The 21943-nt window shown below is 69.9% G+C and carries 19 protein-coding genes and 1 pseudogene; 10 read left to right on the top strand and 10 right to left on the bottom strand.

What is annotated here, in order from left to right; all coding sequences use genetic code 11:
* Positions 1–54 precede the first annotated feature (54 nt).
* Positions 55–1101: pseudogene (locus C5E05_RS16830) on the top strand (zinc-binding dehydrogenase); the annotation flags it as partial.
* Here the strand turns inward: C5E05_RS16830 and C5E05_RS20605 are convergent.
* A complete protein-coding gene (locus C5E05_RS20605) occupies positions 1082–2074 on the bottom strand; it encodes a DMT family transporter (RefSeq protein ID WP_104342565.1) in 993 nt (330 codons plus the stop codon). The pseudogene C5E05_RS16830 and the gene C5E05_RS20605 overlap by 20 nt on opposite strands.
* A gap of 39 nt (positions 2075–2113) precedes the next feature.
* On the opposite strand from C5E05_RS20605, the gene C5E05_RS16820 reads away from it, so the two are divergent.
* From C5E05_RS16820 to C5E05_RS16800, 5 genes are all read left to right on the top strand, one after another.
* On the top strand, positions 2114–2644 hold the full coding sequence (locus C5E05_RS16820; protein ID WP_104342564.1) for a MarR family winged helix-turn-helix transcriptional regulator: 531 nt from the start codon (positions 2114–2116) through the stop codon (positions 2642–2644).
* 56 nt (positions 2645–2700) lie between these two features.
* Positions 2701–4107 (top strand): M20/M25/M40 family metallo-hydrolase, encoded by a 1407-nt coding sequence (locus C5E05_RS16815; protein ID WP_104342563.1) that lies wholly within the window; start codon positions 2701–2703, stop codon positions 4105–4107.
* Between the two features lie 39 nt (positions 4108–4146).
* Positions 4147–5610, top strand: coding sequence for an MFS transporter (locus tag C5E05_RS16810; RefSeq protein WP_104342562.1), 1464 nt, complete (start codon positions 4147–4149; stop codon positions 5608–5610).
* 778 nt (positions 5611–6388) lie between these two features.
* Positions 6389–6754: a PadR family transcriptional regulator gene (locus C5E05_RS16805; RefSeq protein WP_104298163.1), complete on the top strand. Its 366-nt coding sequence runs from the start codon at positions 6389–6391 to the stop codon at positions 6752–6754.
* On the top strand, positions 6751–8166 hold the full coding sequence (locus C5E05_RS16800; protein WP_104342561.1) for a hypothetical protein: 1416 nt from the start codon (positions 6751–6753) through the stop codon (positions 8164–8166). Before C5E05_RS16805 ends, C5E05_RS16800 begins: the two co-directional genes overlap by 4 nt.
* 273 nt (positions 8167–8439) lie before the next feature.
* Here C5E05_RS16800 and C5E05_RS16795 read toward each other — a convergent pair whose 3' ends face one another.
* The 5 genes from C5E05_RS16795 to efeU all read right to left on the bottom strand — a co-directional run bounded on the left by C5E05_RS16795 (position 8440) and on the right by efeU (position 14489).
* Positions 8440–9951, bottom strand: a complete 1512-nt coding sequence (locus C5E05_RS16795) for a cell wall metabolism sensor histidine kinase WalK (RefSeq protein ID WP_181057703.1) — start codon at positions 9949–9951, stop codon at positions 8440–8442.
* A 56-nt stretch (positions 9952–10007) separates the two neighbouring features.
* Positions 10008–10757 carry a response regulator transcription factor gene (locus C5E05_RS16790; RefSeq protein ID WP_104240221.1) on the bottom strand — a complete coding sequence of 250 codons (750 nt, stop codon included), beginning with the start codon at positions 10755–10757 and terminating at the stop codon, positions 10008–10010.
* Between the two features lie 115 nt (positions 10758–10872).
* Positions 10873–12189 (bottom strand): iron uptake transporter deferrochelatase/peroxidase subunit, encoded by a 1317-nt coding sequence (gene efeB / locus C5E05_RS16785; protein WP_104342560.1) that lies wholly within the window; start codon positions 12187–12189, stop codon positions 10873–10875.
* A 124-nt stretch (positions 12190–12313) separates the two neighbouring features.
* Entirely contained in the window at positions 12314–13531 is a 1218-nt protein-coding gene (efeO, locus tag C5E05_RS16780; protein ID WP_104240219.1) for an iron uptake system protein EfeO, read from the bottom strand.
* Between the two features lie 49 nt (positions 13532–13580).
* Complete coding sequence (gene efeU / locus C5E05_RS16775) at positions 13581–14489, bottom strand: iron uptake transporter permease EfeU (protein ID WP_104307766.1); 909 nt, start codon at positions 14487–14489, stop codon at positions 13581–13583.
* Between the two features lie 268 nt (positions 14490–14757).
* Between efeU and C5E05_RS16770 the strand changes: the two genes are divergently transcribed.
* The 3 genes from C5E05_RS16770 to recQ all read left to right on the top strand — a co-directional run bounded on the left by C5E05_RS16770 (position 14758) and on the right by recQ (position 17419).
* On the top strand, positions 14758–15060 hold the full coding sequence (locus C5E05_RS16770; protein WP_104342559.1) for a rhodanese-like domain-containing protein: 303 nt from the start codon (positions 14758–14760) through the stop codon (positions 15058–15060).
* 156 nt (positions 15061–15216) lie between these two features.
* Complete coding sequence (locus C5E05_RS16765; protein ID WP_104342558.1) at positions 15217–15444, top strand: hypothetical protein; 228 nt, start codon at positions 15217–15219, stop codon at positions 15442–15444.
* Positions 15445–15505: 61 nt separating this feature from the next.
* Positions 15506–17419 carry a DNA helicase RecQ gene (gene recQ / locus C5E05_RS16760; RefSeq protein WP_104298271.1) on the top strand — a complete coding sequence of 638 codons (1914 nt, stop codon included), beginning with the start codon at positions 15506–15508 and terminating at the stop codon, positions 17417–17419.
* 185 nt (positions 17420–17604) lie between these two features.
* Here recQ and C5E05_RS16755 read toward each other — a convergent pair whose 3' ends face one another.
* Positions 17605–18105, bottom strand: coding sequence for a heme-degrading domain-containing protein (locus C5E05_RS16755; protein WP_104298157.1), 501 nt, complete (start codon positions 18103–18105; stop codon positions 17605–17607).
* Positions 18106–18265: 160 nt separating this feature from the next.
* Here C5E05_RS16755 and C5E05_RS16750 point away from each other — a divergent pair, with 160 nt between their 5' ends.
* Complete coding sequence (locus C5E05_RS16750) at positions 18266–18667, top strand: YccF domain-containing protein (RefSeq protein ID WP_104342581.1); 402 nt, start codon at positions 18266–18268, stop codon at positions 18665–18667.
* Between the two features lie 95 nt (positions 18668–18762).
* Here C5E05_RS16750 and C5E05_RS16745 read toward each other — a convergent pair whose 3' ends face one another.
* The 3 genes from C5E05_RS16745 to C5E05_RS16735 all read right to left on the bottom strand — a co-directional run bounded on the left by C5E05_RS16745 (position 18763) and on the right by C5E05_RS16735 (position 21789).
* Positions 18763–19662 (bottom strand): ATP-binding cassette domain-containing protein, encoded by a 900-nt coding sequence (locus C5E05_RS16745; protein ID WP_104240214.1) that lies wholly within the window; start codon positions 19660–19662, stop codon positions 18763–18765.
* Positions 19662–20744 carry an ABC transporter permease gene (locus C5E05_RS16740; protein ID WP_104298154.1) on the bottom strand — a complete coding sequence of 361 codons (1083 nt, stop codon included), beginning with the start codon at positions 20742–20744 and terminating at the stop codon, positions 19662–19664. Before C5E05_RS16740 ends, C5E05_RS16745 begins: the two co-directional genes overlap by 1 nt.
* A 67-nt stretch (positions 20745–20811) precedes the next feature.
* The gene (locus C5E05_RS16735) at positions 20812–21789 is read right to left on the bottom strand and encodes a substrate-binding domain-containing protein (RefSeq protein ID WP_104298270.1); all 978 of its coding nucleotides are present in this window, start codon (positions 21787–21789) and stop codon (positions 20812–20814) included.
* Positions 21790–21943: the final 154 nt, after the last annotated feature.

Here is a 21943-nt window from a genome sequence, read left to right as displayed (position 1 = left end):
TGCGTCCTTTTCTGGTCGACGTCGTTGACGACTGCTGCCCGCAGGTCGGGGCTGATGCGATTACATCATACGTCTGACGTTAGAGCAAGGGATCCTGGTAGCGCTGCCAACAATTGGTACTATGTATCACCTATTGAAGACTCGACCGGGAGAGCAACGATGCTGTCAGCACATTACGTCGGCCAGAAGACCATCGAGATCCGCACGAGCACGAGCGTGCCACCCGGCGAGGGAGAAGTGCAGATCGCCGTGGCCTACGTCGGGATCTGCGGAACCGACCTCCATATTCTGCACGGCGCGATGGATCAGCGCATCACCCACAGCGGCATCATCGGCCACGAGATGAGCGGCACGATCGCCGCCGTCGGGCCCGGCGTCGATGGCTGGGCCGACGGCGATGCCGTGACCGTCATGCCGCTCGCCTGGGACGGCACGTGCCCCGCCTGCCTCGCGGGCCACAGCCACATCTGCCAGAACCTCGACTTCATCGGCATCGACTCGACGGGCGCACTGCAGGAGTACTGGAACGTGCCGGCATCCACCCTCGTCAGGCTGCCCGAGGGCATGTCGCTTGCGCACGCTGCGCTCGTCGAGCCCGTCGCCGTCGCCGCGCACGACGTCCGGCGCTCTGGCCTCACGGCGGGCGACAAGGCCCTCATCATCGGCGGGGGCCCCATCGGGGTGCTCATCGCCACCGTCGCACGCGAGGCGGGAGCGGAGGTCCGGCTCTTCGAACTCGACCCCCAGCGTCGGGCTGCCGCGGAGGCGCTCGGCATCGAGGTCGCGGACCCCACCTCCCCCGACGCCGCCGACGCCATCGAGACCTGGACCGGCGGGGCCGGCGCCGACGTGGTGTTCGAGGTCTCCGGATCCGCGGCGGCAGTGCTGACCGCGACGAGCTTCGTGAAGGTGCGGGGCACGCTCGTGATCGTCGCCATCCACCCGCAGCCGCGCCCCATCGACCTGCACCGCGTGTTCTGGCGCGAGCTCACCATCGTCGGGGCGCGAGTCTACGAGCGCGAGGACTTCGAGCGGGCCGCGTCGCTGCTCGCACGCGGCGTCATCCCCGCCGACGCGCTCATCACCGAGACGGTGCCCCTGCGCGAGACGGCGAACGCCTTCGCGACGCTCGAGAGCGGCCGGGCCATGAAGGTGCTCGTCGACGTTCGCGCCCCGTCGCTCTCGCGCTCCGGCGGCCCCACCTGCGCCGAACGCCCCGGACCAGCGGCGGGATGATCGGCTGGCCGAGCAGGATCCCGAGGAGCACGAGCCCCATCCCGATGGCCTGCTGACCCTCAAGCACCTCGCCCGCCAGGAGCGTTCCGAGCACGACCCCCGTCACGGGATTGAGGAGGCCGATGAGCCCCGTCGTGCCCGCCGGCAGGTTCTTGAGCCCGCCGAACCAGGCGAGGTAGGCGAGTGCCGTCGAGAAGAGTCCGACGTACGCGAGCGCGGCGATCGCGGGTCCGTCATAGCTGGGCAGGGGCCCTTCGACAAGCAGCGCGACGGGCAGCAGCACGAGGCCACCACCCACCAGCTGCCAGGCGGTCAGGGGCAGGAGGCTGACGTCGCTCCCCCACCGCTTGACGAGCACGAAGCCGAATGAGGCGAGCGCCATTGCCGCGACGGAGGCGAGCACACCCCGCCAGTCGATGGCGGTCGACCCGGCCGCGAGCATGAGCACGACCCCGAGGAGCCCCACCGCGGCGCCGGCGACGGGGAGCGCTCGCAGCCGTTCACCGAGCATCGACGCGGCGAACAGCATCATCACGATGGGCGAGACCGCCATGATCATCGAGGCGATGCTCGACGGCAGCAGCTGGGAGGCGACGTACACGAGCGCGAAGAACGCGCTCATGTTGATGGTGCCGAGCACCAGCGCGCGCCACCACCATGCCCCTTCGGGCAGCTTCCTGCCGACGAGCAGGAGCACCAGCCCCGCTGGGAGCGCCCGGAGCACGGCGCCCCAGAGCGGCGAGTCGGCGGGCAGGAACGCCCCGATCACGGTGTAGTTGCTCCCCCAGGCGATCGGTGCGATCGCGGTGATGAGCATCCAGCGCCATTTAGCTTCCATGGAAGACACTCTAGCTTCCACGGAAGGTATGCTGGCAACATGCGAGCACCCGACGACCGCGTCACCCAGATCCTGGCCGAGTGGGAGCGCGAGCGCCCCGACCTCGATGCCTCCCCCATGGGCGTCATCGGCCGCATCCACCGCATCGGCATCCACCTCACGGAAGAGCTCACACGCGTCTACCGCGAGTACGGACTCGGCGAAGGCGACTTCGACGTGCTCGCGACCCTGCGACGAGCCGGCGCCCCCTTCGAGCGCACCCCGAGCGAGCTCGCCGCGTCGACCATGGTCACGACAGGCGCCATGACGAAGCGCGTCGACCGGCTCGAAGGCGCGGGCCTCGTCACGAGAAGGGTGAGCGATGCGGATGGCCGGGGCCGGGTCGTGCAGCTCACCGAGCGCGGGCTCGAGCTCATCGACGCGGCCTACACACGACACCTCGAGAACGAGGAGCGGCTCCTCGGGGACGTGAGCGCAGACGACCGGGCGGCCCTCGCCCGCATCCTCGGCACCTGGCTCGCCGAGGTCGAGAACCGCGACACCGCCGGAGCGCGCCGCCCCAGCAGCTGACACCCCCTCCACCGCCGCCACGCAGCGACGGCCGGGGCGCGACCTACACTGACGACATGCTCGATCCGCACCGCCCGGACCGCCACCCCCTCGACGACGAGGGCGTCGACGGCATCGCCGCGCGCCTCTCCCGGATGGTCCGCGTGCGCACCGTCGAAGACGCCGACGCCGCCGCCGACCCCCTCGCCCCGTTCGCGGAGTTCCTCGCGCTCCTGCAGGAGCTGTACCCGCTCGCGAACGCCCAACTCGAGCGCGAGCTCGTGACCGAACGGGGCGTGCTCTACCGCTGGCCGGGCAGCGCGAGCCCCGGCGGCGACGGCAGCAGCAGCGACTTCGACGCGACGGCATCCGGCCCGCTTGTCCTCATGGCGCACTTCGACGTCGTCCCCGCCTTCGAAGCCGAGGGCTGGACGCATCCGCCGTTCGACGGCGTCATCGCCGACGGCTCCGTCTGGGGCCGCGGAACGCTCGACGACAAGGGGCCGCTCTGCGTCATCATGGAGGCCGTCGAGGCGCTGCTCGCAGAGGGCCACACGCCCCCGCGCGACGTGTACCTCTGGTTCGGCGGCGACGAGGAGACGCACTCCGGCGCCGCCACCGCGGCCGCCGCACTCTTCCGCGAGCGCCGCCTGACACCGTGGCTCGTGCTCGACGAGGGCGGTGCCGTGGTGGATGCTCCCCTGCCGTTCATCGACGTGCCAGCCGCCATGATCGGAGTCGGCGAGAAGGGCTCGGTCAACGTCATCCTCGAGGCGAGCGGCGACGCGGGGCACGCCTCAGCACCCTCCGGGCTGACACCGACGGCGCGCCTCGCGAGGGCGGTGTCTCGCGTCGAGCGACGCCCGTTCCCCGCCCGCCTGAACCCGGTGGCCCGTGAGATGTTCGCGACGTTCACGCCGCACGCGCACGGCTCCGGCAAGGTCATCCTCGAGACCCTCACCAGGGCACCCCAGCTCGCAGCGCACGCGCTCGCCCGCCTCGGCGGTGACGCCGCCGCGCTCGTCCGGACGACCCTCGCGACGACACGCCTCAGCGGTGGCACCGCCGACAACGTGCTCCCCGCGAGCGCCAGCGCCACTCTCAACTGCCGCATCGCGCCCGGGGAGAGCGTCGCCAGCACCGTACGGCACGTGCGACGCGCCATCCGGGACCGGGAGGTGCGCATCCGCACCACCGACCCGAACGAGCCCACCACGATCGCGCCGACCGACAGCCAGCAGTTCCGCCTTCTGCAAGGCGCAGGGCGAGCCGCGTACCCGAAGGCCATCGCGGCCCCGTACATCACGCTCGCCGCGACCGACGCGAAGCACTTCCAGCGCTTCGCGCCCGCCACCTACCGTTTCGCGCCGCTCGCCATGGACGCGACGCAGCGGGCCGCCATCCACGGGGTCGACGAGCGCGTCTCGATCGCGAGCCTCCAGGCCGGCGTGAAGTTCCACACGACGCTGCTGCGCTCCCTCTGACATCCCGACACCGAGAGCCCCTCGAGGAAAGGCACCACCGTGCACCGTCTCCGCTCCACCGGCTTCGCCTCCATCGCCGGCATCGTCGGGTTCCTGGCCTTCGTGGAGTTCACGAGCGGGATCCTGCAGGGCTACTACACCCCGCTGCTCACCGACATCGCGCGCCACCTCGGCATCCACGACGCCGACGTCAACTGGCTCGAGGGCGCGCAGCTCATGCTGTCGGCGCTCGTCGTGCCGGTGCTCGCGAAGCTCGGCGACATGATCGGCCAGCGCAAGGTGCTGCTCGTCTCGACCGCGGTGACGGCGCTCGCCTCGTTCGGATTGGTCTTCGCGCAGGAGTTCTGGATGTTCCTCGTCGCCTGGGCGCTGCAGGGCTTCTACGTCATCTGGCTGCCCCTCGAGATCGCACTCATCTGGTCGCGGACCCGCGAGCGCCCCAACTCCGCCAGACTCACCCGAACCTCCGCCGGCGTGCTCGTCGCCGCCCTGCAGCTCGGTGCCATCGCGGGCGCGCTCAGCGCCGGAGCGCTCGCCGAGTCGCTGCCGGTGCAGGTTCTCCTGCTGATCCCAGCGATCGCCGTCGCCCTCTGCTTCTTCGTGATCCTCTTCGGCGTCAAGGAATCGCCCAGCCCGGTCGGCGGCAAGCTCGACTACCCGGGCCTCCTGCTCCTCAGCCTCGCCCTCCTCTCGTTCACGGGCGGCCTCAGCCTGCTCCGCGTCACCGGCCCCGGCGACCTCTCCTCGTGGCTCGTCGTCCTGCTCGGCCTCGCCGGGCTCGCGCTCTTCGCGCGCGTCGAGCTCGGACGCCCAGACCCCCTCATCGACGTGCGCCTGTTCCGGTCGTCGGCGCTCTGGCCCGTGTTCCTCACAGCGGGGCTCTTCGGCGTGAGCGTGCTCGGCGCGCAGGCACCCCTCTCGACGTTCGCACGCACCGACCCGAGCGTGTACGGATACGGTCTCGGCGCATCCGCCGGCCAGACGTCGATCCTCATCGGCTCCTACGTGCTCTCGATGGTCGTGGGGGCGCTGCTCTACTCGCAGGTCACGAAGCTGCTCGCACCCCGCGTCGCACTCATCGGCGCGAGCGGTCTCGTCGCGACGGGCTACCTCCTGTTCCTGCCGTTCCACGACGGCTACCTGCAGGCGGTCACCAACATGGTCATCGCCGGCATCGGCTCGGGGGCGCTCGTCGCCGCGCTGCCATCGGCCGCCGCGGCGGCCGCACCCGCGACGCAGACGGGCGTCGCGACGGGCCTCACCAACTCGGTGAAGACGCTGGGCGGCGCGATGGCGTCGTGCGTGTTCGGCATCGCCCTGCTCGGCACGCTCGCGAATGCGCCAGCCGCCGAGGGGACGGCCGGTTCGCTTGCCGGGTACTTCACGGTGTGGACGGTGTGTGGGCTCACGGCCGTCGCCGCCGCGATCGCCCTCTGCTTCGTGCCGAAGGCCGCGTTCCAGGATGCGCCGGAGCGCGCCGACCGGCCTCCCGTCGTCGCGTAGCGCCCGGGCCGCGGGCTCGCGCCGCGGATCCACGCCCGCGCCGCGACCCCACCCGCCCGCGCGACCTCGCCTACCCACCCCTGAAAAGGTCACTTTCACCGCGTGTTGCGCGCCGCCACGGGGCGAAACTGACCCATCTGGCGGCGGGCGGGCGGACCGCGACGGCGGGCGGCAGCAGCGGGCGGGCGGCGGCCATCAGCCCCGCGTCCGCGCATCCGCCCCGCGCCCTCCGCGTCCCACCCCAGCGCCGACTCGCCCGCAATAAGGACACCTTGACCGCGTGTCGCGAGGCATCACGGGGTGAAACCGACCTATTTGGCGGCGGAGAGTGCGCGGGCGGGCGACGGAGAGCGGGCGAGCGACGGACGGGCGGCGGCGGCATCCAGCCCGCCGAGTGCCTCCGTCCCGCACGCCCGACCCGCGTCAGCGCGCATCCGCCCCGCGGACCTCGCGCCCTCCGCGCCGACCCGGCCGGCCGATTGCCCGCAAAAAGGACACTTGAACCGCGTGTTGCACGCCTCCATGGGGCAGAACCGACCCATCTGTCGGCGGGGAACGAGCACACGGCGGGCAGGGGCGAGCGGAGGACGCACGGCGGATGAGGTGCACGGGCTGGGGCCGGGACGCAACGCGCGACCAGGCACGCGAGGCGACGCGAGGCGACGACGCGCGATGCCGGTGGATGGCGGGCGGGCAAGTGGATGCGGGCGGCGGAGAAAGGGCGGCGGAGAGCGTGGGCGCGTGGCCAGATAGTCCAATGGCGGGTATATTCCTGTGCATGGCAACCATGACCGAGTCCACGTTCTGGATCCTCACCGCCCTCGCCGCCGGGCGTCAGCACGGCTACGCGATCATGCGCGACGTGGAACGCCTCAGCGGCGGCACCGCGACGCTGCGCGCGACCACCCTCTACGCGGCGCTCGAGCGCCTCGAACGCGAGCAGCGCATCCAGAAGGCAGGCGACGAGATCGTGGATGGCCGCGCCCGCCGCTCTTACGAGCTCACCCCGCAGGGACACCACGACCTGGTGGCGGAGACCGAGGCTCTTGCGGCTCGCGCGCAGGTCGCCGCGACGGCGCTGAAGCGTGGCCCCTCGCCGGCCGTTCGCCCCTCCCCGGCCCTGCGTCTCGGCCGCGCCTGGTGAGCGCGCCCCTCAGCACGAGGTTCGAGCGCCTGCTTCGCTGGTATCCGCGCGCCTGGCGGGAGGAGAACGGCGACTACCTGCTCGCGGTGCTCCTCGAGGACGCCGTCGAACGTGGCAAGACGAAGCCGACGCACGCGGACGCCTGGTCGATCCGCGTGCATGGCCTCGCCGCCCGGGGCACACCGGGGGCGACGCTCGGTGTCGCGGTCGCAGCGCTGATCGTGAGCCTCATCCCGATGGCCACCATCTTCGTGAGCGCGCTCATGGAGCCGACCTGGCTGCGCCTCGGCATCACCGGGTTCCAGGAGTTCTCAGGCCTGCTGCTGCTCTTCCTGACCGTCATGATGTTCGGCCGCCGCCACGGTGGCAAGCTCACCGCCCCGGCCGCACTCTCGGCACTCGCGCTCTGGGTGCTGCACGCCGCGGCCGCCGCGTGCGCGCGCCTGAGCTGGTCGATCGGATGGGAGGAAGCGGATGACAACCTGCTGCCGGGAACGACGAGCACCTGGTTCGGAGACTCCACCTCCTTCTGGCTCGCGGTTGCCGGCACGCTCGGGATCGCTTCGCTGAGCGTCGTCTTCCGGGGCCTGCTGCGACGGAATCGTTCCGCTTTCGAGGCGTGGATGCTTGCCGGAGTCATCTCCTCAAGCTGCCTCGTCGCCCTGTTCATCACGAGCATGATGCCGTCGATCATGCCGCTCGCAGCGGGAACCATGCTCGTCCTGAGCGCGATCGACGTGAGCAGGGAGACCGCCGGCGCCCGCAGGTCGCAGCTCGCTGCTCGCCCAGACCGCCCCGTGCATGGCCGAGCCCGACAGCGCCGAGCCCGCTTCCTGATCCTGTTGGTCCTCGCGGCCCTGACGGCGCTGGCCGGAGCGTTCTGCGCGGCGCTCGCCATCGGCGGCAGCAGCTGGAGTCTGGCGTTCCGCGACACGACGCACGCCATGAACGTCGGGTTGGCCCTCGGCTGCCTCGTCGTGGTTCCACTCGCAGCCGTCGGAGCGTGGATGCTCTTCCGCCGGTTCGGAAGGCGCTGGCTGGTCGGCGGTGCGTTCCTCGTGGCCGCGCTGCTGCTCGAGGCAGGCTCGCAGCTCGCGGGGGCAGGCCATCCGGCGCAAGAGCCGCTCTGGGTGCTCGCGGCCCTCTGCATCGGCGCGGCACCCACCATCCCGCTCACCGCGCTGATCCCCGCGTCGAGGCCCGTCAGCGCCATCCTCGCGGTCGGCGGGTCGCTTGTGCTCGCCCTGACCGTGGGGCTCGGCGTGCCAGGCCTGCCGTTCATCGCGCCCCTCGCATCCGTCGCCGTCGCGTGCTGGGCCGCGGTTCACCTCATCGTGGATGCGCGGCGCTCGCGAGCCGACGCGCGAACCCCGAGCGCCGGAGGCGGATTCCAGCTGGCAGAGTCGCCCTGAGCAGGCGCTCACCGCAGCCGCATCATCCCCGCGCGCATCTGACCCCCGCGCGTCCTCCCCGCGCACATCCGTCCCCGGCGCACCTCCGCGTCCTCCGCGCGCATCCGCTCCCGGCGCACCTCCGCGCCCGCACCCCAGCGCGGAGCTACCCACGAAAAGGTCACTTTGGCCGCGTGTTGCACGCCGCGATGGGGTGAAAACGCCCCATCTGACGACGGATGGGCGGATGGCGGGCGGGCTCGGCGTCGGGGCGGGCTCGACCTCGCGCGAGGCTCAGCCCCGCGAGGGCTGAGGCTCGGCGAGCGGCAGGCGCACCGTGAAGCGCGTCTCGCCAGGGCGGCTGTCGACGGAGATCGTGCCGCCGTGCGCATCCACCACGCTCTTCACGATCGAGAGGCCGAGGCCCGTGCCGCGGGTGACCGGGATGGAGCTCGCCTCGGTCTCGCCGCGCGTGCGAGACACGTCGCCGCGCACGAACCGCTCGAAGAGGTGCTCGAGCACGCCGGGGTCGATGCCTGGCCCGTCGTCGACGACGCTGAGCACGGCGTTGCTGCCCTCGACGCCGAGCGTCAGGGTGACGTTCGTTCCCGCCGGGGTGTGCGCGTTCGCGTTGGCGAGGAGGTTCGAGACGACTCGGCGCAGCTGCGCGTCGACTCCCGTCACCTCGATGGCGACGCCTGGGATGTCGAGGTTCCACCGATGCTTCGGCCACGCAGCGTGCGCGTCGCCGACCGCCTCGAGGGCGATGAGCGACAGGTCGACCGTCCCGTGCTCGACGTCGACACCCTCATCGAGGCGGGCCAGCAGCAGGAGCTCCTCGACGAGCGCGGTCATGCGGACGGACTCCGAGTCGATCCGCTCGAGCGCGCGAGCAGTGTCCTCCGGCAGGTCTGCGCGGCTGCGGCGCGTGAGCTCGGAGTAGCCGCGGATGGACGCGAGGGGGGTGCGCAGCTCGTGGCTCGCATCCGCCACGAACTGCCGCATCTTCGCTTCGCTCGCCTCCCTCGCGGTGAAGGCGCGGGAGATGTGCCCGAGCATCGTGTTGAAGGCCTGGCCCATGCGCCCGACCTCGGTGCGCGGGTCCGCGTCGCGCGGTTCGACCCGTACGTCGAGGGCGGCGTCGCCCGAGGTGAGGGGCAGCTTCGAGATGCTGGTCGCGAGATGCTCGACCCGCTCGAGCGGTGCCATGGATGCGCGGATCCAACGCGACGTGAAGATCGCGGCGAGCCCCATGCCGAGGAGTCCGATGAGGGCGATCATGAGGCTCAGCGTCGTCGTCGTCGCGTTGACGTCGCCGAGTGGGAGCGCGATGACGACGCCGTATCCGGCCGGCCCTTCGCTCGCCTGCGCCCTGACTTCGCCGATGCCGAGGACGGTGACGGTGTGCGCCTGCCCATCCTGTGGGACGCTCGCAAGTTCCTCGGCGGTGGCCGGGGAGATCAGCACGACCTCGCCGAGACTGTTGAGGGCGCCCGCCGAGATGACGGTGTCGTCGTCGATGACCGCGCCGACGGTGCCCTCTGCCTGGCCGGGGAGCTTCAGCACGAACGTCGCGTTCGGGGTGATGGAGAGGGGTCCACCCGTGTCGCCGGGACCGGACGCGCCTTCGCGCCCGCGGTCGCTCGCGGAGGAGAGCTGCTGGTCGAGCCGGTCGACGAGCACGTTGTGCAGCAGCGTCACGCTCACGGCGCCGATGACGGCGGTCACGATGACGAGCGTCGCGACGAGTCCGAGGACGAGTCGACGCCGGAGGGTCAGCGGCGCACGCTCGCGCCTTGCATCCACGCCCGACGGTGGAGCATTCGGGGGCAGAGCTGCAGGGGATGCGCCTCCCGGCGCGCTCATTCCGTGGCCTTGAGCATGTAGCCGACGCCGCGAACCGTGCTGATCATGGGCTCACGGCCGGCGTCGACCTTCTTGCGCAGGTAGGAGATGTACAGCTCGACGACGGTCTCGCGCCCGCCGAAGTCGTAGCTCCACACGTGGTCGAGGATCTGCGCCTTCGACAGCACGCGGCGGGGGTTGCGCATGAGGAAGCGCAGCAGCTCGAACTCGGTGGCCGTGAGCTCGATGAGGTCGTCGCCGCGGCGCACCTCGTAGCTCTCCTCGTCGAGGCTGAGGTCGCCGACGCGCAGCACGGGGTCGTTGGCGCCGCCCTGCGTGAGCATGGAGCGGCGGACGAGGCCGCGCACGCGCGCGATGACCTCCTCCAAGCTGAAGGGCTTCGTGACGTAGTCGTCGCCGCCGGCTGTGAGCCCCGCGAGTCGGTCGGCGAGCGCGTCCTTCGCGGTCAGGAACAGCACGGGCAGCGTCTCGTCGTCGGCGCGGATGCGGTGCAGCAGCGAGAGCCCGTCCGTGTCGGGAAGCATGATGTCGAGCACGGCAGCGTGCGGCTTGAACTCGCGGGCGACCTTCACCGCGGATGCCCCGTCCGCGGCGGTGCGCACTTCCCAGCCCTCGTAGCGCAACGCCATCCTGAGGAGGTCGGTGAGCGAGGGCTCGTCGTCGACGACGAGCACTCGGATGGCGGACCCGTCGGCCGCCTTGAGCATCGGGCCGAGTCGCGAGCTCGACTGATCGGTGGGAGGCATGCCTCTAGTCTCCTCCTTGATCTATGGAGGAGCTATGAGGCGCCTGAGCGCCGGGTATGGGGTCGGCAACGGGCGCGCAACGTTCTGGGCCGCATCCGCTCGCCCACCCATCGAGTCAGCCGAAGAGCGTCTCCCCGACGTACCCGCCCTCGCGAGCGCCAGGGGGAATCGCCCAGATGCCGCTTCCGGTGTGCTTGATGTACTCGTTGAGGAGGTCGGTGCTGAGCGACTGCTGCACGCGGATGAACTGCTCCGGGTCTCGCTGGTAGGACAGGAAGAAGAGGCCGGCGTTGAGGCGTCCGAGCTCATCGTTGCCGTCGACGAAGTTGTAGCCGCGGCGCAGGAGCCGAGCTCCCGCGTTCTTGGTGGGGTGCGCAAGCGCGACGTGGGAGTTCGCGTCGATCGCCGGCTGCCCGAACGTCGTGCTGCTCTCGGCCGCGAAGTCGGGTTCGGCGAACTCCTCGCCGCCGCTGAGCGGCGCCCCGGCGCGCTTGTCGCGGCCGATGATCTGCTCCTGCTCCTCGAGCCGGACCCGGTCCCAGGACTCGATCATCATGCGGATGCGCCTCGCCACGAGGTAGGAGCCGCCGGCCAGCCAGTCGGCGCCGTCGCCTGGCGCGACCCAGACGTGCTCCGTCGTGGCGCTCGTCTCTTCCGCCTTGACGTTCGCGGTGCCGTCCTTGAAGCCGAAGAGGTTGCGAGGTGTGGCCTGGCTCGTCGAGGTCGACGAGGTGCGCCCGAAGCCCAGCTGCGACCAGCGCAGGATGACGCGGCCGAAGCCGATGCGAGTGAGGTTCCGGATCGCGTGGACCGCGACCTGGGGGTCGTCGGCGCAGGCCTGGATGCAGAGGTCGCCGCCCGAGAGCGCGCTGTCGAGCGCGTCTCCGGAGAAGCGTGGGAGCTGCGTGAGCTTCGCCGGCTGCTTGCTGGCCAGGCCGAAGCGGTCGACCCCGTCGCCGTCGACGAAGAGCGTCGGGCCGAAGCCGAACGTGATGGTGAGTGCCGAGGGCGGCAGTCCGAGGGCCTCCCCGGTGTCGTCGGGTGGGGCGAGCGGCGACCCTCCGACGGCTCCGGAGGCGGAGACGTCGAGGCCCTGCACGAGTCGCGACGACGCGTAGCTCCAGTCCTGCAGCAGCTCCGCGAGGTCCTCCCTCGTCGTTCCCTCGCGGACGTCGAAGGTCGCGAAGTGGATGCGGTCCTGGGCCGGGGTGACGATGCCGGCCTGGTGCTCGCCGTTGAAGGGGTACTGGGTTCCGCTGCCGGCGTGGGAGGTGGCACTGGCACCGGTTGCCGCGGCGATCCCGAAGCCGCCGGCGCCACCTGCGGCGATTCCGGCCGCGCCTGCGCCGAGGAGGCCGAGGAGACCGCGGCGGGACAGGCCGCGGGCGGGTTCTTCGATGTCGTGTTCGTTCGGGGTCTCGCCTGCGCTCACGGGCAGCCCTCCTGGGTTGTTCTGATGAGAGTGGCCAGCTTGCGTGACCGTCCGCGGGTGGTCACCGCGTTCGGGGTGACCACAGGCGGATGCTGACGCAAGCTGGCCGGGTGCGCTGGGAACGCTATGCCGGCAGCCCGAGCACGGTGGTCGTGAGCTGCGAGAGCGGCTCGGCGAGCGCGTCGACCTGGGTCGACAGCTCCTTCACCTGCTCGGGGGTGAGGTCGCGGTAGTTGGTGAAGCCGTCCTCGTAGCTGCCGTAGCTCGCGAGCAGATCGTTGAGCGCGGTGAACTCGGTGCTGATCGAGTCGGCGATCGCGATGCCGTCCTCGCCCTTCGACCGGGCGACGTCCTCGACGATGCCGAACGCGACCTCCGCGCCCTCGACGTTCGCCTTGAAGTCGCTGAGGTCGGTGCCGGACCACCAGTCCTCCTCACCCGAGATCTTGCCGGTCGCGACCTCGTCGAGCAGGCCGATCGCGCCGTTCGTGATGTCCTCGATGGAGATCGAGAACTCGTCGCTGTTCACGAGGTCCGCGAGCTGCTGGATGTCGGCGACGAGCTGGTCCGCGTACTGCGCGCGCTCCGCCGTGGTCGACGGCGCCCAGTCGAGGAACGCGTCGGTGTCGTCGGAGTTCTTGGCGCCGGGCTGCGGCTGCCAGAGGTCCTTCTCGATCCGGTGGAAGCCGGTCCAGTCGAGGCCTTCGGCGACGGCGTCGACCTCACGGTAGTCGATCTTCGGGTCGAGGTCGCCGAAGGCCTCGGCGGTCGGCTCGATGCGCTCGTATGGCACGCGCGCGGCTGCGAAGAGCTCGCGCGCGGCTTCGTCGTCGCCCGACTTGTAGGCGGTGGTGAACTGATCCACGAGGGGGACGAGCTCGGCGACCTGGTTGCGCAGGTAGGCGGTGTAGCTCGTGACGGCTTCGTCGTAGGCCGCCTGGTCGTCGGCGGCGACCGCGACTGCCTCGCCCGAGACAGAGAAGGCGGTCTGGCCGATGCCGGCCCCGAGCATGCCCGGCTTGCACACGGTGAAGTAGCTGCCTGGCTGCGCGACGACCGAGAGCTGGCGGCTCGTGCCTGGCGCGATGTTCTCGACCTCGCCGACGATGCGGAGTCCGTCGTCGGCGAGCAGGTAGAACTCGGTGACGCGTTCGCCGTCGTTGGTGACCTCGAAGGTGATGGGGCCGCTGGCGGCGGAGTCGCCGGAGACCGTGCAGTCGGTGTCCGTGCTCGAGACGGCGAGCGAGGCGGCGGAGTCGGCCGGCGCGTTCGGCACGCAGCCGGTGAGGGAGACGAGCGTGACGGCGGAGAGCAGTCCGACCGTGAGTGGCTTGAGGTGCATGGTTGTCCTTCTGAGAGCGGGTGCTGAAAGCGGGTGCTGAGGTCGGTGCTCAGCGTGCGGCGGTCGCCGCGGGCTGAGGTGATGTGGGGGTCGACTGGCGGCGGCCGGAGCGCGTGCGGATGACGAAGAGCGCGGCTGTCGGGATCAGGTAGGCGAAGTAGGCGAGGATCTCGAGCTTCGTCATCTCGGGCGTGAAGCCGATGGTGCCCTTGAGGAGCGCCCCGAGGAGCCCGTCCGGCGGGATGACCTCCGGGATTCGGAACGCCCACGCGTTCTCCCCGAACCAGGCCTGCACGGCGGCGGATGCGCCCTCCGGCGCCGCGATGAAGGGGCCGGGCAGGACGGCGGCTTCCTGCAGGTCGTGGATGGCGTAGGCGACGATGCCGGCGGCGAAGACGATGAGGATAGCGCCGGTCCACGTGAAGAACGTCGAGAGGTTGATGCGCACGACGCCGCGGAAGAGCCCCCAGGCGAGGCCGACCGCGAGGAGCAGGCCGACGATGGCGCCGAGGAAGCCGAGCACCCAGCCGTCGCCCGAGCGGGTGGTCGACCAGACGAAGAGCGCCGTCTCGAGCCCCTCGCGTGCGACGGAGACGAAGGCGACGGCGACGATGCCCCACCCGCTGCCCCCGAGGTGCCGGTCGACCTGCCCTTCCAGCTCGTGCTTGAGGGTCTTGGAGACTCGGAGCATCCAGAAGACCATCCAGGTGACCATGGCCACGGCGACGAGCGAGAGGCTGCCGCCGATGATCTCCTGCGCCTGGAAGGAGAGCCCGTAGGCGCCGAAGGTGAGGACGGCGCCGAGGATGAGCGACGCGACGACCGCGAAGGCGACGCCGAGCCAGATGCGGCGCACGATGTCGGGGCGCTGGATGCGCCTTGCGTAGGCGATGAGGATGCCGACGACAAGCGCCGCTTCGAGGCCTTCGCGGAGTCCGATGAGCAGAGAGCCGAGCATGTTGGGTTCCTGGGCGTGAGGAGGGTACGGGCTGGCGGGCGTGAGGGCCAGCCATAGCCCAGGCGTCCATGCGCGGTAGGCCAGGTAAGGCTTACCTTTCGCGAAGATACACCCGTCCTCGGCGAATTGCCAAGTCCCCGATACCGAGGATCGCGCACCCGCCACGATCGGGCTGGAACGGGGCGGAAGGTCCCACCGAGACGACTCAAGTACCGTGGGCAGCGGCCCGCGCCACCGTCGGGCATCAGCCAGTTCAGGAGGAGCATTCGTGCAGACCATCGACATCACCCAGCTCGCGGCGCTCGGCGAGCAGGCCACGGTCATCGACGTCCGCGAGCCGGACGAATTCTCGGCCGTGCGCATCCCCTGGGCCAGCAACCTGCCGCTCAGCGAACTCGTGGAGCGCGCAGACGAGGTGCCGGATGACGGCCCGGTCTACCTGATCTGCGCGGCTGGTGTGCGCAGCGAGCGAGCCACTGCCTACCTCGAGCAGCAGGACAAGCCGGTCGTCAACGTGCTCGGCGGCATGTCGGAGTGGGCGGGCGCCGGACACACGGTCGAGCGCGGCTGACGCGAGCAGCGAGGAGCGCTCACCGCCGAGTACCGAACGGCGACGGGGAGTTCTCCCCGTCCTCTCGGGTGTGCCGCGCGACGATTCTCGCTAGCGTGGGGCCACCTCGACTGGGGCGCCACGGCACCCCAGATCCACCGGCGATGGGAGTGGAGCGTGAACAGTCCACGGCGTCCTGCGCGCACCCGCGACGCCCCGAACCGGCTGGCCTCGCAGCCGAACACCGAGGCGCAGCGGCAGGCCGAGCAGCAGCACCGGGCGGCGCAGGCAGATCCCTTCGGCCACACGCTGCCGCGGCGCCAGCCAGCCGTCCAACCGCCTCCGCTCTTCATCCCGGGCTTCCGGTACTACCCGCCCGCGTCCCGCATCCGCGCCGCGGGGTAGCACCGAGTCATCGCTCGCTGCTGAGCGCATGGACCGATCGCGCCTGTGGATGACCGAGCGGATGTCCGAGGTCGCGCCTAGGGTTGCTTGCATGGTCGCAACGCACGAGACAGATGCCCCCGCTCCATCAGGGACCCTGCTCCAGCGCGCGCAGACGGTGCTCAGGGAGGTCTTCGGCTACGACGACTTCCGCGGCGACCAGGCGCAGATCATCGAGCGGCTGTGCGCCGGCGACGATGCCGTCGTGCTCATGCCGACCGGCGGCGGGAAGAGCCTCTGCTACCAGGTGCCCGCGCTGGTCCGCGAGGGTACCGGCGTCGTCATCTCGCCGCTCATCGCGCTCATGCACGACCAGGTCGGGGCACTCGAGCAGCTCGGCGTGCGGGCGGCCTTCCTCAACTCCACGCAGTCCATCGACGAGCGCCGCGACGTCGAGCGTCAGCTGCTGGCGGGCGAGCTCGACCTCATCTACCTGGCGCCGGAACGTCTGCCCGTCGCAGCCGACCTCCTCAGCCGAACGAACATCTCGTTGTTCGCCATCGACGAGGCGCACTGCGTCGCGCAGTGGGGTCACGACTTCCGACCCGACTACCTGAACCTGTCGATGATCGCCGAGCGGTGGCCCGGGGTTCCGCGCATCGCGCTGACGGCGACCGCGACGAGCGAGACGCGGCAGGAGATCGTCGAGCGGCTAGCGCTCGACGACGCGAAGGTGTTCGTCGCGAGCTTCGACCGCCCCAACATCCAGTACCGCGTCTCCCCCAAGCAGACCCCGAAGGCGCAACTGCTGCGCCTCATCCAGGAGGAGCACGCGGGCGATGCGGGCGTCGTCTACTGCCTGAGCCGCAAGTCGGTCGAGAACATCTCGGAGTGGCTGCGTGGGCAGGGCGTGAATGCCCTCGGCTACCACGCCGGCATGCCCGCCGAGACGCGGGCAAGGCACCAGTCGAAGTTCCTGCGCGAGGACGGGGTCGTCATGGTCGCGACGATCGCGTTCGGCATGGGCATCGACAAGCCCGATGTGCGCTTCGTCGCCCACCTCGACCTGCCGAAGAGCATCGAGGGCTACTACCAGGAGACGGGTCGAGCCGGACGCGACGGGCTCCCCTCGACCGCGTGGCTCGCCTACGGGCTCCAAGACGTGGTGCAGCAGCGGCGCATGATCGCCGAAGGCGATGGCGACGCGCAGCGCAAGCGCGCGCAGAGCCAGCACCTCGACGCCATGCTCGCGCTCTGCGAGACGGTCACGTGTCGCCGCGTGCAGCTCCTCGCCTACTTCGGGCAGCTGAGCGAGCCGTGCGGCAACTGCGACACGTGCATCTCACCTCCCGACTCGTGGGACGGCACGATTCCCGCGCAGAAGCTGCTCTCGACGGTGCTGCGGCTCGACAGGGAGCGCAACGGCCAGGCGTTCGGCGCCGGCCAGCTCATCGACATCCTCACGGGGAAGACCACCGACAAGGTCACGCAGTGGAAGCACGACGAGCTCTCCACGTTCGGCATCGGCAAAGACCTGGGCGACACGGAATGGCGCGGGGTCGTGCGCCAGCTGCTCGCGGCGGGCGTGCTCGCGGTGCGCGGCGAGTACGGCGTGCTCGCGCTCACCAGCGAGGCCGCCCCGGTGCTGCGCGGCGAGCGTCAGCTCATGTTCCGCAAGGAGCCCCCGAAGGCGCCCGGCTCGAGCGGGCGACGCTCGCGCGGCGAGTACTCGGGCCGCTCCGGCGGCGGCAGCGCGGCGGCCGCGGCCCTCACCGAATCGCAGCGCGAGGTGTTCGAGCGGCTGCGTGCCTGGCGGGCGGAGACGGCGAAGGAGCAGGGCGTGCCGGCGTACATCGTGTTCACGGATGCGACGCTCGCGGCCATCGCCGAGGTGAAGCCGCGCCAGCACGCGCAGCTCGCGGCGATCTCAGGCGTCGGCGCGGCGAAGCTGGAGCGCTACGCCGACGACGTGCTCGACGCCATCGCGGAGCAGTAGCGCCGCCGACCTCGGACCGTGATGGGTTTCAGTGACCGTGATGGGATAAAACCCATCACCGGTCACCGAAACCCAGCACGAGCGCCCCGAGAACCCATCGGCGTCGCCGGAAGCCAGCCTCCGCAGACGTTGAGCGGGGGCGGGGGCACGGACTGCAGGTCAGTCAGCGTCCTGTTGCCTGGCGGCTAGGAGAGCACTCGGTGCACGCGCAGCGCTTCGACGACCAGCGCGTGGTCCTCGTGCATCTCGAGGCCGCTCACGCCGACGGCACCGGCGAGCGTTCCCCCGATGCGGATGGGGAAGGCGCCGCCGGCAGCGGCGTACTCGCGCGGGTCGAGCAGCGAGTCGGCGGCAAAGTCCTCGCCGTTCGCCTGATAGGTATACCGGACCGCAAGGGTCGAGTGGCCGAAGTGCTCGACAACCCGGAACTTGCGGGCGAGCCACGCGTCGTTGAGCGCCGCGGAGCCGGGGGTCGCCGCGTGGAACGCCCGCTGCCCGCCCAGGACGATGGAGACGGCGACGCTGTGCCCGCGAACGAGCGACTCGTGGCGCAGCCACGTGCCGACCTGCCAGGCATCCTCGAGCGTGAAGCTCGGGAAGTCGAGCTCCCGCTCTTCGGCGCGCAGGAGCTGGAGGATGTCGTCGACGGGCAGGCCGACGTATGGCGGAGTGGGGGCGGAGCTCATGGTTCACCTCGGTGTGCGGAATGAGTGGGGTGCTGGGGCACGCCTACGTGCCTGCAAGCGAGCATAACCCTCGGCGAGCCATTTGTCATGACATAACAACATGATCGATTTCACCCTCCGGTATGACGCGATACATCGCGAGTTCCGGCAGGCTGTTCGCATGCGCACTCTCCTCAACATCATCTGGCTCCTCCTCTCGGGGTTCTGGCTCTTCTGCGGCTACGTCCTCGCGGGCGTGCTGCTGTGCATCCCGATCGTCACCATCCCGTGGGCGATCGCCTCGTTCCGCATCGGCCTCTACGCGCTCTGGCCCTTCGGACGCGACGTCGTCTCGCGACCCGACGCCGGCGCGTTCTCGTTCATCGGCAACATCATCTGGTTCGTCCTCGCGGGCTGGTGGCTCGCGATCGGCCACATCGTCTCTGGCATCGCACTGTGCGTCACGATCATCGGCATCCCGATGGGCATCGCCGACTTCAAGATGATCCCGATCTCCCTCTCGCCCCTCGGCAAGGAGGTCATCGACCGCGACAACGGCCCGTTTGGCCGCCCGCGGCGCTGACGAGTCTCACTCAGCGCAAGGAACGGCCGGCACCCCGCTGAGGGTGCCGGCCGTTCCGCGCGCTGCTCGCGGCGTCTCGCGGTGGATGCTCGCGCCTACTTCACGGGCACGTCCGGGATGTCGTCCTCCACTTCGCGGATGACGGCGATGTCCTGCGTGTAGCCGCCGAGCTGTTCGAGCTCGTGGGCGAGCTCTTCGAGTTCGGCGCCGCCGGCCATCTGCGCGGTGAGCTCGTCGAGCGTGATGTCGGCCTTGTCGTAGTAGCCGATCGACTTGCCGCGCTTGAGGAGCAGGAAGCTGTCGCCGACGGGGAACGCGTGGTGCGGGTTGTGGGTGATGAAGATCACGCCGAGCCCGCGGTCGCGGGCCGCGAGGATGTAGCGCAGCACCACGCCCGACTGCTTCACGCCGAGGGCGGCGGTCGGCTCGTCGAGGATGAGCGCCTTCGCCCCGAAGTACACGGCGCGGGCGATCGCGACGCACTGCCGCTCGCCGCCGGAGAGCTGGCCGATGGGCTGGTCGACGTCGCGAAGGTCGATGCCCATGTCGAGCAGCTCCTTCTTGGTGATGGCCTTCATCTGGTCGACGTCGAGGCTCTTGAAGGGGCCGAAGCCCTTCGTGAGCTCGGAGCCGAGGAAGAAGTTGCGCCAGATGGGCATGAGCGGCACGACCGCGAGGTCCTGGTAGACGGCCGCGATGCCCCGCTCGAGGGCCTCGCGCGGCGACTTGAGGTGCACCGACTCGCCCTCGATGAGGAACTCGCCGTCGGTGTGCTCGTGGCGTCCCGCGATGATCTTGATGAGCGTCGACTTGCCGGCACCGTTGTCGCCGAGCACGCACGTGACGCGACCCGGATCGACGTCCATGTCGACGTTCTGCAGGGCGAGGATGTTGCCGTACCGCTTGCCCGCATCCCGAAGCGAGATGAGGTGCGTACCCTGCTCGACGCGGTCGGGTTGCCGCACGTCCGCTGCTGCTGTCTGGTTGGTTGTCATCACTTCTGCTCCGCTCGCTTCTTGACGACGAGGTTCACGATCGTTGCCATCAGCAGCATGAGGCCGAGGAAGAACTTGAACCAGTCCGGGTTCCACTGGGCGTAGACGATGCCCTTGTTGGCCATGCCGAAGATGAGGGCGCCGATCGCGCCGCCGATCGCCGAGCCGTAGCCGCCGGTGAGGAGGCAGCCGCCAATGACGGCCGCGATGATGTACAGGAACTCGTTGCCGATACCCTCGCCCGACTGGACCACGTTGAAGGCGAACAGGTTGTGCATGCCCAGGATCCAGGCGCAGAACCCGACGCCCATGAAGAGGCCGATCTTGGTCGCCGTGACGGGCACGCCGACCGCGCGGGCCGCGTTCTCGTCGCCGCCGACGGCGAAGATCCAGTTGCCGATCTTGGTGCGCATCAGGATGAACGTGGCGACGAGCACCAGCGCGATCCAGATGAAGACGGTGACGTTCACGTTGACGCCGAAGACGGGGATCTCGCTGGCAAAGATCGCCTTGGCCGATGCGAAGCCGTCCATGTCCGCGATGGCGGGGCTGGAGACACCGCCGCCGACGAGTCGAGTGATGCCGAGGTTGAGCCCCGTCAGCATGAGGAACGACGCGAGCGTCACGATGAACGACGGCAGCTTCGTCTTGATGAGCAGCCAGCCGTTGATGAAGCCGACGACGAGGGCGAAGACGAGGCCCATGAGCACGCCCACCCACACGTTGGTGGCGAAGTACCAGCTGAAGAGGGACGCGGTGAGCGCCGAGGAGATGACGGCGACACCGGCGGAGAGGTCGAACTCGCCGCCGATCATGAGGAGGGAGACGCCGACCGCCATGATGCCGATCGTGGAGGCGCCGTAGAGGACGGTCGCGAGGGAGGTGACCTGGGTGAAGACGGGCGCCGCGATCGCGAAGAAGACGAACACGACGATTGCGCCGACGACGGCGCCCATCTCGGGCCGACCGAGGATGACCGACAGCGGCGAGCGTCTGCCGACACGCTCGTCGGCGCTCGAGGATACGGGGCCGGTGGCGGGTGTTCGGGGCGATGCTGAAGTTGGTGTTGCGGTGTGAACCATGACTGCACTTCCTTGTGAGAGGTCGGGATGGCCGCGGCTCGCAGCCATCCCGACCGTGGCTCGCTGGTTAGCGGATACCCTTCTTGGCCTCTTCGAGGACAACGGCCGCGTTGCTCTCGTCGATGATCGTCGGGCCGGTGAGCACGGGCTTGCCGCCACCGAGGGCGAACTCGCCGTTGTTCTGCAGCCAGAGCGAGTCGACTGCCATGTATCCCTGCAGGTAGGGCTGCTGATCGACGGTGAACGCGACGTCGCCGTCGACGATCGCCTGCGCGAGGTCTGCGTTGAGGTCGAAGGACGCGACCTTGGCGCTGGAGCCGGTCTCGGCGACCGAATCGATCGCCGTGAGCGTGAACGGAGCGCCGAGTCCGATGACGACGTCGGTGTCCGGCGTCGACTGGAGCTTGGCGGAGATGGTCGACTTGACCTGCGTCATGTCCGTGCCGGTCACGTACAGGATCTCGGTGGCTGGCACCTTCTCCTTGATGCCGGCGCAGCGGGCTTCGAGGCCGACGTGGCCCTGCTCCTGGATGATGCAGAGGGGCTTCGTGTAGCCGAGCTCGGTGATCTTGTCGCCAGCGGCCTGACCTGCAACCACTTCGTCCTGGCCGATGTAGGTGAAGGCACCGAATTCGAAGGCCTCCTTGCTTCCGCCGTTGAATGCGACCACGGGGATACCGGCGTCGACGGCGGCCTTGATGGAGTCTTCGAGTGCGTCCCCCTTGGCGATCGTGACGGCGATGCCGTCGACGCCCTGGTCGATCGCCTGTTGGATGAGCTGGGCCTGGTTCGGCGCCTGCGGGTCGGAGGAATAGAGCAGTTCGACGTTGTCCTTCGCCGCCGCGGTCTCGGCGCCCTTCCGAACGATGTCCCAGAAGGTGTCTCCCGGGGCGGCGTGCGTGATCATCGCGATCTTGATGGAGGGCGTGTCTGCGACGCCCGCGACCGCCGGATCTTCGGCCGTTCCGGTGTCGCGGCCACCTGCGGAGGAGCAGGCGGTGAGCGCGAAGACCGGCACCATTGCGAGTGCTGCCAGGCCGAACATGAGACGTTTCTTCTTCACGAAAACTCCTTTGAATGCCGTGATGACGCCAGTTGGACGCTCGACAGGACAGCCGCTGGGGACGGCGTCTTGAGGAACCCACGTGTGCTCGCTCGGTCATCCTTGTCCGAGAGCGACGAGCACGTCACTGACTTGT

Source organism: Pseudoclavibacter sp. AY1H1, assembly GCF_002931055.1.
In the GTDB taxonomy this organism is placed as follows: Bacteria; Actinomycetota; Actinomycetes; order Actinomycetales; family Microbacteriaceae; genus Pseudoclavibacter.
Note: the sequence above shows the minus strand (reverse complement) of the source record. Positions and strands in the feature narration are given on the sequence as shown.